Origin of the sequence: Micromonospora sp. DT46, assembly GCF_049841735.1 — a bacterium.
Lineage (GTDB): Bacteria > Actinomycetota > Actinomycetes > Mycobacteriales > Micromonosporaceae > Micromonospora > Micromonospora reichwaldensis.
In genome coordinates this window covers 11802-24982 of the sequence record NZ_JBNCKW010000015.1, presented here as the reverse complement: position 1 = coordinate 24982, position 13181 = coordinate 11802, and the positions used below count along the sequence as shown (strand labels likewise).

General features: G+C 74.2%; 10 protein-coding genes and 1 pseudogene. 2 read left to right on the top strand and 9 right to left on the bottom strand.

Features of this window, described 5'->3' with window-relative positions; all coding sequences use genetic code 11:
* The first annotated feature begins 36 nt into the window (after nucleotides 1-36).
* Nucleotides 37-696 (top strand): DUF6766 family protein, encoded by a 660-nt coding sequence (locus ACLQ20_RS30075; RefSeq protein WP_425858255.1) that lies wholly within the window; start codon nucleotides 37-39, stop codon nucleotides 694-696.
* Nucleotides 697-709: 13 nt separating this feature from the next.
* Here ACLQ20_RS30075 and ACLQ20_RS30070 read toward each other — a convergent pair whose 3' ends face one another.
* The 8 genes and pseudogenes from ACLQ20_RS30070 to ACLQ20_RS30035 all read right to left on the bottom strand — a co-directional run bounded on the left by ACLQ20_RS30070 (nucleotide 710) and on the right by ACLQ20_RS30035 (nucleotide 10476).
* Complete coding sequence (locus ACLQ20_RS30070) at nucleotides 710-1159, bottom strand: GNAT family N-acetyltransferase (protein WP_132240444.1); 450 nt, start codon at nucleotides 1157-1159, stop codon at nucleotides 710-712.
* A gap of 250 nt (nucleotides 1160-1409) precedes the next feature.
* Nucleotides 1410-2852: pseudogene (gene obgE / locus ACLQ20_RS30065) on the bottom strand (GTPase ObgE); the annotation flags it as partial.
* A 91-nt stretch (nucleotides 2853-2943) separates the two neighbouring features.
* Nucleotides 2944-3198 carry a 50S ribosomal protein L27 gene (gene rpmA / locus ACLQ20_RS30060; RefSeq protein WP_013288010.1) on the bottom strand — a complete coding sequence of 85 codons (255 nt, stop codon included), beginning with the start codon at nucleotides 3196-3198 and terminating at the stop codon, nucleotides 2944-2946.
* An 11-nt stretch (nucleotides 3199-3209) separates the two neighbouring features.
* The gene (gene rplU, locus ACLQ20_RS30055; protein ID WP_088975625.1) at nucleotides 3210-3524 is read right to left on the bottom strand and encodes a 50S ribosomal protein L21; all 315 of its coding nucleotides are present in this window, start codon (nucleotides 3522-3524) and stop codon (nucleotides 3210-3212) included.
* A gap of 166 nt (nucleotides 3525-3690) precedes the next feature.
* Complete coding sequence (locus ACLQ20_RS30050) at nucleotides 3691-4194, bottom strand: hypothetical protein (protein WP_425858254.1); 504 nt, start codon at nucleotides 4192-4194, stop codon at nucleotides 3691-3693.
* A gap of 117 nt (nucleotides 4195-4311) precedes the next feature.
* Nucleotides 4312-7461, bottom strand: coding sequence for an Rne/Rng family ribonuclease (locus tag ACLQ20_RS30045; RefSeq protein WP_425858253.1), 3150 nt, complete (start codon nucleotides 7459-7461; stop codon nucleotides 4312-4314).
* 131 nt (nucleotides 7462-7592) lie between these two features.
* Entirely contained in the window at nucleotides 7593-8327 is a 735-nt protein-coding gene (locus ACLQ20_RS30040) for a TIGR03936 family radical SAM-associated protein (RefSeq protein ID WP_425858252.1), read from the bottom strand.
* A 163-nt stretch (nucleotides 8328-8490) separates the two neighbouring features.
* Entirely contained in the window at nucleotides 8491-10476 is a 1986-nt protein-coding gene (locus tag ACLQ20_RS30035; protein ID WP_151457262.1) for a TIGR03960 family B12-binding radical SAM protein, read from the bottom strand.
* A gap of 598 nt (nucleotides 10477-11074) precedes the next feature.
* Here ACLQ20_RS30035 and ACLQ20_RS30030 point away from each other — a divergent pair.
* Nucleotides 11075-12253: a hypothetical protein gene (locus tag ACLQ20_RS30030; RefSeq protein WP_425858280.1), complete on the top strand. Its 1179-nt coding sequence runs from the start codon at nucleotides 11075-11077 to the stop codon at nucleotides 12251-12253.
* A 114-nt stretch (nucleotides 12254-12367) separates the two neighbouring features.
* Here ACLQ20_RS30030 and ACLQ20_RS30025 read toward each other — a convergent pair whose 3' ends face one another.
* Complete coding sequence (locus tag ACLQ20_RS30025; protein ID WP_421453384.1) at nucleotides 12368-13063, bottom strand: lysophospholipid acyltransferase family protein; 696 nt, start codon at nucleotides 13061-13063, stop codon at nucleotides 12368-12370.
* Nucleotides 13064-13181 lie beyond the last annotated feature (118 nt).

Sequence of the window (13181 nt, the reverse complement as noted above, 5' to 3'; positions counted from 1 at the left end):
CACGGAGGTCGGAGGCCGTCGACGAGGAGGGGCGTCATGCCGAGGTGGTTGCGTGACAACGCGCTGACCGTGGCGATGTTCGGCGCTTTTCTCGTCTTCCTGGTGTTGCAGAGCGTGTTCGGTTGGCAGACGCACAACCAGGAGCTGGCCGAGTTCGGGGCCGCGCCGACCAGCTGGCCGGCGTACCTGGGCACCGGGCACTTCATGGAGTCGGTCTTCGAGAACTGGGAGTCGGAGTTCCTCCAGATGGGCGGCTACGTCCTGCTCACCGCCTACCTGGTGCAGCGCGGGTCGGCGGAGTCGAAGCCGGTGGGGCAGACCGACCGGCCCGAGGACGACGAGCGGCGGGCCACCCCGGACTCCCCCTGGCCCGTACGCGCCGGCGGGCTGCCCCTGGTGGTCTACCGCAACAGCCTCTCCATCGCGCTGCTGCTGATCTTCGCCGGCTCGTTCGTCGGCCACCTGCTCGGCGGGACCGCCGACTACAACCAGCAGCAGGCGCTGCAGAGCGGCGCGCCGCCGATCGGCGTGTGGGAGTTCCTCGGCACGAGCGACTTCTGGTTCCAGTCGATGCAGAACTGGCAGAGCGAGTTCCTCGCCGTCGGCACGCTGATCGTGCTGAGCATCTTCCTGCGTCAGCACGCGTCGCCGGAGTCGAAGCCGGTCACCGCCGTACACGCGCACACCGGCGACTGACCGCCCGGCCCCGTCAGGCCGGCACGCGCAGCCGCTTGGCGAAGCACACGCTGTACGGGTTGCCGACGTACTCGCCGTAGACCGGGATCGGCTCGTACCCGCTGGAGGTGTAGAGCCCGATCGCGGCCGGCAGGTACGTGCCGGTCTCCAGGCGGAGCACCGCGTACCCCTGCTGGAAGGCCAACTCCTCCAGCGCGGTCAGCAACTGCCGGGCGATGCCCCGCCCCCGGTGGGCCGGGCGGACGTACATCCGCTTCACCTCGCCGGTGCCGGCGTCGAGCGCCTGGATCCCGCCGCAGGCGACCGCCCGCCCGTCGGCGACCACCACCAGGTAGCGGATGTCGTCGTGGGTGACGGTCGCCTGGCCGTCCAGCCCGCCGTCGGCCGCCCGCAGCTCGCGCTGCTGGGCGGTGACCAGGGCGTCGATCTCCGCATCGGTGGCGGGGCGCGACTCGATCAGCATCAGGCCACGCTAGGCGGCGGGGATTTCGGGCAGGTTTCCGGCAATCGACCCGCGCACGGAGCGCGACGAGCCATTCGGCGTCGCCCGCCTGGGCGGGCTATTCGGCGTCGCCCGCCTGGGCGGGCTGTTCGGCGTCGCCCGCCGCCGCGATGCGGGACGGGCCGGGCCCCTGGGAGGCACCGGGCCCGTCGGACGGGTCAGCCTCCCGGACCGGCCCGGCGTCGCCGAAGCCGTCCGCCGGGGCGACGTCGTCGGAGACGTCGGCGTCGGTGCCCTCGACGTCGTCCTCCGGGCGCTGCCGGCGGGCCTTGCGGGCCGCCAGCCGCTCCGCGGCGGACGCCCGGGTGGACTTCTCCTCCAGCCGGACGTCGGTGCCCCGGTTGCCGGGGATGAAGTCGGCCCCGGCGTAGAGGGTCGGCTGCCAGTCGAACTCCCGCTCGCCGATCCGGACCAGGTCGCCCGGTTCCGCGCCGGCCTTGCCCAGCTTCTCCTCGACACCCAGGCGGGCCAGCCGGTCGGCCAGGTAGCCGACGGCCTCGTCGTTGTCGAAGTTCGTCTGCCGCACCCACCGCTCGGGACGGACACCGTGCACGACCCAGGCGCCGTCCGGCGCGGCCTCGATGGTGAAGCCGGCGTCGTCGACCGCCCGGGGGCGGATCACGATCCGGGTCGCCTCGGCCGGCGGCGCGGCCTTGCGTCCCTGCTCCACCAGCTCCGCCATGGCGTACATGAGCTCCTTGAGCCCCTCCCGGGTCGCCGCGGAGACCTCGAACACCCGGAAACCGCGCTCCTCCAGGTCGGGGCGGACGATCTCGGCGAGGTCCCGGCCGTCGGGCACGTCGACCTTGTTGAGCGCCACCAGCCGGGGACGGTCGGCCAGGCCGCCGTACTCGGTCAGCTCGGCCTCAATGGTGTCGATGTCAGCGACCGGGTCCCGGCCGGGCTCCAGGGTGGCGGTGTCGATGACGTGCACCAGCACCGCGCAGCGCTCGATGTGCCGCAGGAACTCCAGGCCGAGGCCCTTGCCGGCGGCCGCCCCGGGGATCAGGCCGGGCACGTCGGCGACGGTGAAGGTGTGGTTGTCCAGCCGGACCACGCCCAGGTTGGGCACCAGGGTGGTGAAGGGGTAGTCGGCGATCTTCGGCTTGGCGGCGGAGATCACCGAGATCAGCGACGACTTGCCGGCCGACGGGAAGCCCACCAGCCCGACGTCGGCGACGCTCTTGAGCTCCAGCACCGCGTCGAGCTGCTCGCCGGGCTCGCCCAGCTCGGCGAAGCCGGGGGCCTTGCGCCGGGCGTTGGCCAGCGACGCGTTGCCCCGGCCGCCGCGCCCGCCCCGGGCCACCTCGAAGGTCGTGCCGGTGCCGACCATGTCGGCCAGGACCGTGCCGTCGGGGGCCTGCACCACGGTGCCGTTCGGCACCTTGAGCACAAGGTTGCGGCCGTTCGCGCCGTCCCGGTTCGACCCGGCGCCACCCTTGCCGTTCTCGGCCTTCACGTGCGGGCGGAAGTGGAAGTCCAGCAGCGTCGTCACCTGCGGGTCGACCACCAGGGACACGCTGCCGCCGTGCCCGCCGTTGCCGCCGTCGGGGCCGCCGAACGGCTTGAACTTCTCCCGGTGGATCGAGACACAACCGTGCCCACCATCGCCGGCCTGCAGGTGCAGGACGACCCGGTCAACGAACGTCGCCACGGGCGTCAATCCTTCCAGCGAGGGTCACGCCCCGCACGAAAAAAGCGAAGCGGGCCGGGACACGAGGTCCGCGGCCCGCAACGCCTTCGAACTACTGCTGCGGCACGATGCTGACGGTCTTGCGACCGCGCTTGGTGCCGAACTGGACCGAACCGGCGGCCAGCGCGAAGAGCGTGTCGTCTCCGCCGCGGCCGACCAGGTCACCGGGGTGGAACTTGGTGCCACGCTGACGGATGAGGATCTCACCCGCGCTGACGACCTGACCACCGAAGCGCTTCACGCCGAGCCGCTGCGCCGCGGAGTCACGGCCGTTGCGCGAGCTGGACGCACCCTTTTTGTGAGCCATCTGAGGACGACCTACTTCCCGCTGGAGATGCCGGTCACCTTGACCTGGGTCAACGGCTGGCGGTGACCCTGGCGCTTGTGGTAGCCGGTCTTGTTCTTGAACTTGTGGATCCGGATCTTCGGGCCCTTGGTGTGCGCGGCGATCTCGCCGGACACCGCGACCTTGGCAAGCTTCGCCGCGTCGGTCACCAGGTCGTCACCGTCGACGAGGAGCACCGCGGTGAGCTTCACCGCGTCGCCGGGGGCACCGACGAGCTTCTCGACCTCGATCACGTCGCCCTCGGCGACCTTGTACTGCTTGCCGCCGGTCTTGACGATCGCGTACATCGGAGGCGGACTCCCTGTCGTTGAGGCTGCTGGCGGGTGTTCCCGCGGCGGCTCGCCGGGTAGCAGAGGCACGGCGGCGCGGGCACGCGAGAACTCGGTACACCAAAGTGCACCGCCGGCCAGCGTACGCCATCGGAGGGCCCACACCCAAACCGGGCCCCGCCGGTCAGCGGGCGCAGAGCTGGTCGAGGCGCTGCCGGAGCCGGTCGAGCCCGGTCTCGTCGATCGAGTCGACGTCGGTGCCCAGCGTGCCGACCTCCGCCGCCATGTCCGCGAGGAGGGTCTTGAGCTGGGCGTCCTCGGCCCGGGTCGACTCGCGCCGCAGCGTGCTGCGCCAGTCGGTCAGCGCGGTGGAGATGCGGTCCCGGGCGGTCCGGGCCGCCGCGGCGTCGTCCGACCCGACCGCCGCGACCATCTTGCCGAGCTCCTCGACGTACGTCCGTACGGCCGTCTCGCCGGCCCGCTGTGCCGCGGCACACACCTCGGGCGCGTTGCCGCCGGCCGCCCCGCTGCCGGCCCCCGGCGCCCCGCCGCCGACGGAACCGCCCGGCGTGACGCCACCGCTAGGTGCGCCGCCGGGTGGGCCGGCCCGCTCCGGGCGCTCGGCCGCGCACCCGCCGCCGGAGAGCAGGACGGCGGTGAGCGCGGTGACGGCGAGCATACGGCGCATCGTTCTTCTCCTGACCGCAGGCGGCCGATCGTGGCCGGGGATCGACCATACGACAGGGCCCCTCCCGCCGGACATCACCGGGAAGGGGCCCTGTCACACGTCGGGTCGGTCAGCCGGTCACGGCCGGGTACGCCGCCGCGCGCCGCTGCGGCGGGACCGGCGCCGGCCGGAGCCCCCCTCCGACTCGTCGCCGTCGGCGTCGGAGAGCGCGTCCGGGTCGTCCGGGGCGGCCAGCCGCGCCGACTCGCCCGTCTGGCTGTCGGCGACCTCTCCGGCGGCGGCCGTGTCCGCCTCGTAGCGGGACAGGTCGTAGCCCATGGTGTCGTGGTACTCGGCGTTCGGAGCGGCGTCGGCGTCGGTCTCGGTGACCTCGGCCACGGTGCGCTCGGCCGGCGCGCTCTTGCGCGCCCGCCGCCGGGAGGTGCCGGCGCCCTGCTCCGCCGCCGCCGGGGCGGCCACGGCCGAGGCGACCGCCTTCACCTTCTCCCCCGCACCGCCACCGCCGGAACGCGGCTTCTCCGGCACCGGCTCGGTGTGCATGATCAGGCCCCGGCCCTTGCAGCACTCGCAGGTCTCGCTGAACGCCTCCAGCAGGCCCGCGCCGATCCGCTTGCGGGTCATCTGCACCAGCCCGAGCGAGGTGATCTCGGTGACCTGGTGCTTGGTCCGGTCCCGGCCCAGGCACTCGGTCAGCCGGCGCAGCACCAGCTCACGGTTGGACTCCAGCACCATGTCGATGAAGTCGATCACCACGATGCCGCCGAGGTCGCGCAACCGGAGCTGGCGGACGATCTCCTCGGCCGCCTCCAGGTTGTTCCGGGTGACCGTCTCCTCCAGGTTGCCCCCGGAGCCGGTGTACTTGCCGGTGTTGACGTCGATGACCGTCATCGCCTCGGTCCGGTCGATCACCAGCGAGCCGCCCGAGGGGAGGAAGACCTTGCGGTCCAGCCCCTTGATGATCTGTTCGTCGATCCGGTACTCGGCGAAGACGTCCGTGGTGCCGACGTGCCGGCGCAGCCGGGCGACCAGGTCCGGCGAGACGTGCGACAGGTACGACTCGACGATGTCGTACGACTGCTCGCCCTCGATCACCAGCTCGCGGAAGTCCTCGTTGAACAGGTCCCGGACGACCCGGATGACCAGGTCCGGCTCCTCGTAGAGCAGCACCGGGGCGCCGCCCTCGGCCGCCTTGGCCTGGATGTCCTCCCACTGCGCCTGGAGCCGCTTGACGTCGCGCGCCAACTCGTCCTCGCTGGCGCCCTCGGCGGCGGTCCGGACGATCACGCCCGCGCCGTCCGGCACCAGCTTCTTCAGCACGTCCCGCAGCCGCTTGCGCTCGGTGTCGGGCAGCTTGCGGCTGATGCCGGAGGCGTTGCCGTGGGGCACGTAGACCAGGTGCCGGCCGGAGAGCGCGATGTGGCTGGTCAGCCGGGCGCCCTTGTGGCCGATCGGGTCCTTGGTGACCTGCACCAGCACCGAGTCGCCGGAGCGCAGCGCCTGCTCGATGGAGCGGGCCCGCCCCTCCAGGCCGGTGGTGTCCCAGTTGACCTCGCCGGCGTAGAGGACGGCGTTGCGGCCGCGCCCGATGTCGACGAACGCCGCCTCCATGCTGGGCAGGACGTTCTGCACCTTACCCAGGTAGACGTTGCCGGCCATGGTGCCGGAGGAGTTGCGGGTGACGTAGTGCTCGACGAGCACCCCGTCCTCCAGGACGGCGATCTGGGTCCGGTCGCCGCGCTGGCGTACCGCCATCACCCGGTCGACGGCCTCCCGGCGGGCCAGGAACTCCGACTCGCTGAGGATCGGCGGCCGGGTCCGGCGCTGCTCGCGGCCGTCGCGGCGGCGCTGCCGCTTGGCCTCCAGCCGGGTGGAGCCGGAGACGCCCTGCACCTCGTCGACGGTCTTGCGCGGCTCGCGGATCTTGACGACGGTCGGCACGCCGTCGTCGGCGCCCGCCTCGACGTCACCGGCGCCCCGACGGCGGCGACGACGACGGCGGCGGGTCAGCCCGTCACCGCCCTCACCCTCCTCGTCCTCGTCGCCCTCGGACTCCTCCGCCTCGGCCTGCGCGGCCTCCTCGGACTCCTCGTCCTCGGCGTCCTCCGCGCCGCCCTTGCCCCGGCCGCGTCCACGGCGGCCACGGCGGCGCCGGCGGCGGGCCGCGGCGCTCTCGTCCTCGTCCTCGTCTTCGTCCTCGGCGGCTTCCTCGGCCTCCTCGGTCGGCTCCTCGGGCTCGACGACCTCGACCGCCTCGACGTCGCGGCGGCCACGCCGGCGGCGGCGCGCCGGCTCGGCCGGCTCCTCGGCGGCGGGCTCCTCCGGCTCCGGCTCCGGAGCGGGAGCCACGACCCGGGCGACCGGGACGTCCTCCGGCTGCGGGGCCATGAACAGCACGGTGGGCGCGGAGAGCGCGGCCCGCCGGCGGCGGGTGCGCGGCTCGGGCTCGACAACCGGCTCGGGCTCGACGACCGGCTCGGGCTCGACGGCCGGCTCCGGCTCGACGGCCGGCTCGACCGCCTCGGTCGGCTCCTCCTCGGCGGGCGGGGTGACCGCCACGCCGGGCGGGACCTCGCCGGAACGGCTCTCCGCACCGCTGACCGCGGCGGGCGGGGCGGCGGCGCCGAACCCGGTGCCGGCCTCCGGCTCGATGCCGGCGGCGGCCGGCGGCTGCTCAGTGGGCGCGGCGCCGGTCCGATCGGCCCCGAGGGCGTCGCTCGGGGTCTCCGCGGCCGGCTCGGCCGCGGCGGGGGCCGCCTTCTTCCGACGGGTACGCGTCGCCTTGGCCGGCGGCGCAGCCGGCTCGGCGGGCGCCTGGTCCGCCTCGACCGGAGCCTCCGCGGCGGGCGGCGCGGCGACCTCGGGGGCCGGCCCGGCGGCCTCGACGGGCGGCGCGGTGGCCTCCTCGGCGGCCTTCGCGGTGGTGGCCTTGCGGCGGCGGCGCGTCGCCTTCGGGGCGGCGTCGAGGTCGCCGGAGACGGGGGCGAACACCTCGGCCTGGAGCGCCTCGCCGCTGCCCGGCACGGGCGCCGTCGACGCCTCGACCGGCACCTCGGTCTGCTCCGGCTGGTTCAGCGGCGTGGCCCGCCGCCGGGTCGTACGCCGTCGGACCGGCGCGGCCGGGGCCTGCTCGGCCCCGCCAGCGTCGGCGTCGGCGGCGCCGGCGGCGTTCTCCGCCCCGGCGGTGTTCTCGACGGTGCTGCTGTCAGCGGTCTCGTCGGCCGGCTGTGAACCGGTCCGTTCGCCGCCCTCGGGCTCGTTCTCGAGCATGGACGTTCTCCAGTTCTGGCTGCCCCGGGCGCGGGTGAGCGCTGCCACGCAGGGTCGCCGCAAAAGTGTTTCCGCCGGGCGCGCACGGTGCGCGACCGCCGAAGTCTGCCTACCTGAACGTCGACCGACGGTCAGCGTTCACCGATGGTTGCCCCGTCGCGGTCCGCTTCCAACGGATCCGCGATCGCATCCTGCGCGGTCAGCGTGCCCTGTGCCAGCCGGATCACCCTCGGCGAGACCGGCGGCTCCAGGTCGGCCACCACGCGGAGGCCGGAAAGGACGTCATCGGGCCGCACGGAGGGGGTGACCTGCCGCACGACCAGTTCGAGTATCGCACACGGTACGGCCGGCGCCCCGGAAGGCGTCTCCGGCGACGCGATCACATCGATGCGGATCACCGCTGCCCGGGCGTCGAAGGTGCGCCGGCCCTGCTTGGTCATCCGCTCGACCAGCACTTCCTCGGCGGTCGTGAAGGCGGAAACCGCCCGTTGCAGGACGGCCGGGTCGACCTCGGGCAGCTCGATGCGCCAGTGCGACGCCTCGATCCGGTCGGCAAGACTCCCGCCGGCGGCCACGACGGCGTCGAGCACGTCGAGACCGGGCGAGAGGGCCGCGTCCAGCGCGGCGCGCAGCTCCGCCGGGTCGACCTGCTCGCGGAGGCCGATCTCCAGGTATTCCGCCTCGCTCGCCACGCCCGTCGGGGCCGCGCTGGCGTACGAGATCTTGGGGTGCGGGGTGAAGCCCTGGGAGAAGGCGATCGGCACGCCCGCCCGGCGCAGCGCCCGCTCGAACGCCCGGGCGAAGTCCCGGTGCGAGGTGAAGCGCAGCGGGCCGCGCTTGGCGTACCGGATCCGGACCCGCTGCACGACGGGTGCCTGGCCGCCCTCTGGCTGTGGTTTCCTACTGATCGTCGTGCTCCTCGTGTCGGAACCGGTTGATCGTGACGGCACTGCTCGCGACTCGCGTGCCGCTGACGATAACCACATGATCAACCCGGCGCACGGCGGGCGTGCCCGCCGTGCGCCGGAGCTACTGCTGGGCGCCGGTGGGGAGCTTCAGACCGTTGATCGGGGTGAGCGGGAGAAGCTTCTTCCCGGTCGGGCCGATCTGGATCTCGGTGTCCATCGACGGACAGACGCCGCAGTCGAAGCACGGGGTCCACCGGCAGTCGTCCTGCTCGTACTCGCTGAGCGAGTCCTGCCAGTCCTGCCAGAGCCAGTCCTTGTCCAGGCCCGAGTCCAGGTGGTCCCAGGGCAGGACCTCCAGCTCGTCGCGCTGGCGGGTGGTGTACCAGTCGAGGTCGACGCCGAAGGCCGGCAGGACCTCGGTCGCCGCCTCCACCCAGCGCTGGTAGGAGAAGTGCTCGCTCCAGCCGTCGAACCGGCCGCCGTTCTCCCACACCCGCCGGATCACCGCGCCGACCCGCCGGTCACCCCGGCTGAGCAGGCCCTCGATCAGCGACGGCTCGCCGTCGTGGTAGCGGAAGCCGATCGCCCGGCCGAGCGACCGGTCCGCGTTGATCGCCTGCTTGAGCATCTTGAGCCGGCCGTCGATGACCTCCGGCCGCTCCATCGACGCCCACTGGAACGGGGTGTGCGGCTTCGGCACGAACCCGCCGATGGAGACCGTGCAGCGGATGTCCTTCGAGCCGGTGGCGGCCCGGCCGGCCCGGATGACCTCGTGGGCCATGTCCGCGATCTCCAGGACGTCCTCGTCGGTCTCGGTGGGCAGGCCGCACATGAAGTACAGCTTCACCTGCCGCCAGCCGTTCGTGTACGCGGTGACGACGGTGCGGATCAGGTCTTCCTTCGACACCATCTTGTTGATGACCTTGCGGATCCGCTCCGACCCGCCCTCGGGGGCGAAGGTCAGGCCGGTGCGCCGCCCGTTGCGGGACAGCTCCTGCGCGAGGTCGATGTTGAACGCGTCCACCCGGGTCGACGGCAGCGAGAGCGACACGTTGGTGCCCTCGTACTGCTGGGCCAGGCCGGAGCACATGTCGCCGATCTCGGAGTGGTCGGCCGACGACAGCGACAGCAGGCCCACCTCGTGGAAGCCGGAGAACTCCAGCCCCTCCCGCACCATCTGCCCGACGGTGGTGATGGAGCGCTCGCGCACCGGGCGGGTGATCATGCCGGCCTGGCAGAACCGGCAGCCCCGGGTGCAGCCCCGGAAGATCTCCACGGCGTACCGCTCGTGCACGGTCTCGGCCAGCGGGACCAGGGGCTTCTTCGGGTACGGCCAGGCGTCCAGGTCCATGGTCGTGCGCTTGTGCACCCGGAACGGCACGTCCGCCCGGTTCGGCACGACCCGCTGGATGCGGCCGTCGGGGAGGTAGTCCACGTCGTAGAAGCGCGGCACGTAGACGCTCTCGGTGCGGGCCAGGCGCAGCAGCAGCTCGTCGCGCCCGCCCGGGGAGCCCTCGGCCTTCCACTCCCGCACGATCCCGGTGATCTCCAGGACCGCCTCCTCGCCGTCGCCCAGCACGGCGGCGTCGACGAAGTCGGCGATCGGCTCCGGGTTGAACGCGGCGTGGCCGCCGGCCACGATCACCGGGTCGGCGTCGGTGCGGTCGGCGGCGAGCAGCGGGATGCCGGCCAGGTCGACCGCGGTGAGCAGGTTGGTGTAGCCCAGCTCGGTGGAGAAGGAGACGCCGAAGACGTCGAAGTCGCGCACGGAGCGGTGCGCGTCGACGGTGAACTGCGGCACGCCGTGGGCGCGCATCAGCTTCTCCAGGTCCGGCCAGACCGCGTAGGTCCGCTCGGCGAGCACGTCGGGCAGCTCGTTGAGCACCTCGTAGAGGATCTGCACGCCCTGGTTGGGCAGGCCGACCTCGTAGGCGTCGGGGTACATCAACGCCCAGCGCACGGCCGCCGCGTCCCAGTCCTTGACCACCGCGCCCAGCTCGCCACCGACGTACTGGATGGGCTTGGTCACCTGGGGCAGCAGCGGCTCCAGCCGGGGCCAGACGGAATTGGCCGCGGCGGGGCGCGGCGTGGTGGACGGGACGCTCATGATGCCCAAGGGTACGCGGCCCGGCGGCGGCCACCGCGCGCACGCCGGTCGCCACGCCCTCGGGGCGCCGGTCGCCGCGCCCTCGGCACGTCGCGGCGCCCGTCCGGCCTTGCGGTACCGGCGACGGCGGTGGCCGGAATCGCCCCGCTGGCGCATCGGTACTAACCTCGGACCGGCGCGAGAGGAGATTGCCGCGATGCCGCAGCCGCAGCCGGGCACGGACCGGCCGGCCGACGGGAGCCCCCCGGGTCAGGACCAGGGTCCGGATCCGGCGGTCACCGAGGAGCCCCCGACCTCCCCCGCAACGCCCGCCCCCGCCGGCGGCACGGGCCCGGAGGGCACCCGTGAGCTGCCCACCGAAGACCCCGAGCCGACCGCGACGTCCGACATCGGGCAGGACCCGGACGACGCCGGGGCCGACGCCGCGCTGCCGGACACGGGCGACGCCGCCGCGCCGCACGTCTCGGGCGACGCCGCCGACCAGCCAGACCCGGGCGACGCCACCGCGCCGCAGGACGCCGACGACGCCGGGGCCGAGGACACCCGGGACGCCGGGCCCGGGCGGGTCGCCGGCACCGGCCCGGAGGGCACCCGCCTGCTGCCCGACGACGGCCCGCCGGCCGTGGGACCGCAGGGCACCCGGATGTTCTCCCCCGACGAGCTACCGGCCGAACCGCCCGCGCCCCGGTGGAGCGGTTCGGCGGCGGTGCCCCCGCCGAAGCCGCGCAAGCGGGCCTGGGGCGAGTCGGCCGTGATCCCCCCGGTGCCGGCGCCTCCGCCGGCGCCCCCGCCCGAGCAGTCCGCCGAGCACCGCACGCCGGTCGACCCGTGGGCGGGCGCGGACACCGGCGGGTGGGACCTCCCGCCGCCCCCGCCGCCCTCGCCGACGTTGCCCTACCCCGCCGCGCCGTCGCCCAGGCCGTACTCCGGGCCACCGGCACCACCCGTGCACTCCCCCGCGCCGCCGACCCCACCCGTGCACTCCCCCGCGCCGCCGGAGCCACCGCGTCCCGCGCCGCCGCGGGTCGCGTACCCGGCCGCCCCGCCGCAGTCGGCGTACCCCGTCTCCCCGCCGCCGGTCTCCCGGGCGCCCGGCCCGGCGCGGCCGGCGTCACCCCCGCCTCCGCCGCCCGCGCCGCCGAGGCAACGTCGGGCGACGGCGCCGCCGGCCGGGCCGCCACCCGGCCAGCAGGCCCCCCGGGGGTACGCCCCGACGCCCGCCCGCAAGCGTCGCCGCTGGCCGTGGTACCTGCTGCTCATGCTGGCCTGCTGCTGCGGCTGCCCGGCCTACTACGGGGTGCCGATGGCGTCGCAGTACCCGGCCGAGGCCAGCCTGCCGGCCGAGGTGGCCGACCTGCGGCTGCGCGACGACAACACCAGCAAGGCGACCGCCAAGCAGTTGGAGGCGGACGTGCGCAAGGCGCACTGGCTGGCCGAGAAGACCTTCGCCGGCGTCTACGCCACGCCCGCCGGCAAGCGGGTGACGGTCTTCGGCGGCACCGGCTTCCGGTTCACCCCGGAGTCCGACGCGGAGGACGAGATCACCCGGCTCACCGGGCAGTACTCCCTCGGCGAGGCCCAGGTGGTCGACACCGGCGTACGCGGCCGGCACCAGCGTTGCGCGGTGGGGCGCGCCGACGGCCAGGACGTGGTGGTGTGCACCTCGGTCGACCACGGCAGCATCGCCACCGCGGTCTTCACCCGGCTCTCCCTCGACGACAGCGCCACCCTGCTCGGCACCCTGCGGGAGCAGATGGTCACGACCAGCCAGAAGTAGCGGCTCCACCGGCTCGACGCCGTCGAGCGGGCCCGGCGGCCCGGTCGACAGGTCGCTGCGGTCCCACGTCCGCGACGGGGCAGCGGCGCGGCTCCGGCCGCCTCGCGCCCGGGCTCAGGCCGGGGCGTCGCCCGGGGTGGCGGAGTGCCCGCGCGGCGGGGCGTAGCGGGGCACGTACTCCTGGCCGGTGAGCTTCTGGATCTCGGCCATGACCTCGTCGGTCATCTCGCGCAGCGACGTGCGGTCGTCCGACCGGCCGGTGAAGTCGAGCGGCTTGCCGAACCGGATGGTGATCTTGGCGCGGCCGGGACGGGGCACCCGGGTGCCGATGGGCTGGGCCTTGTCGGTGCCGGTCATACCGACCGGGATGACCGGCACGCCGGCCGCCACGGCCAGCCGGACCGCCCCGGTGCGCCCCCGGTAGAGCCGGCCGTCCGGCGACCGGGTCCCCTCCGGATAGACCGCGACCAGGTCGCCGGCCTTGAGCACCGGGATGGCGGCGTCGAATGCGGACAGCGCCGCCCGACCGCCGGCCCGCTCGACCGGGATGGCGCCCAGGCCGGTGAGCACGTGCTTGGAGAGGGCGCCCTTCGGGCCGGTGCCCTTGAAGTACTCCGACTTGGCCCAGAACGCCAGGTGCCGGGGGACCACGGTGCCGAGGAACAGCTCGTCGGCGACCGAGAGGTGGTTGCCCGCGAAGATCGCACCCCCCGTGTCCGGAATGTGCTCCAACCCCTCCACGGTCGGACGGAAGGCCAGCCGGAGCGCGGGCGCCACGGTGAGCTTGCCGATGGTGTAGAGCAGGGGCACTGGTCCTCCGGCGGAGTGTGTGCGAACAGGCGGTGTCACCGTAACCGACGGGTCCACGCGTCGTCGCCCGGGTGGCGGGTCGACCGCCTGGTGAGCGGGCCTGTCGGGGCCGGGTGGG

Excerpts from the sequence above, each read along its gene's own strand:
- ACLQ20_RS30075 (WP_425858255.1), top strand. The coding sequence starts at position 37 with ATGCCGAGGTGGTTGCGTGACAACGCGCTGACCGTGGCGATGTTCGGC.
- ACLQ20_RS30070 (WP_132240444.1), bottom strand. The coding sequence starts at position 1,159 with ATGCTGATCGAGTCGCGCCCCGCCACCGATGCGGAGATCGACGCCCTG.
- rpmA (WP_013288010.1), bottom strand. The coding sequence starts at position 3,198 with ATGGCTCACAAAAAGGGTGCGTCCAGCTCGCGCAACGGCCGTGACTCC.
- rplU (WP_088975625.1), bottom strand. The coding sequence starts at position 3,524 with ATGTACGCGATCGTCAAGACCGGCGGCAAGCAGTACAAGGTCGCCGAG.
- ACLQ20_RS30050 (WP_425858254.1), bottom strand. The coding sequence starts at position 4,194 with ATGCGCCGTATGCTCGCCGTCACCGCGCTCACCGCCGTCCTGCTCTCC.
- ACLQ20_RS30045 (WP_425858253.1), bottom strand. The coding sequence starts at position 7,461 with ATGCTCGAGAACGAGCCCGAGGGCGGCGAACGGACCGGTTCACAGCCG.
- ACLQ20_RS30035 (WP_151457262.1), bottom strand. The coding sequence starts at position 10,476 with ATGAGCGTCCCGTCCACCACGCCGCGCCCCGCCGCGGCCAATTCCGTC.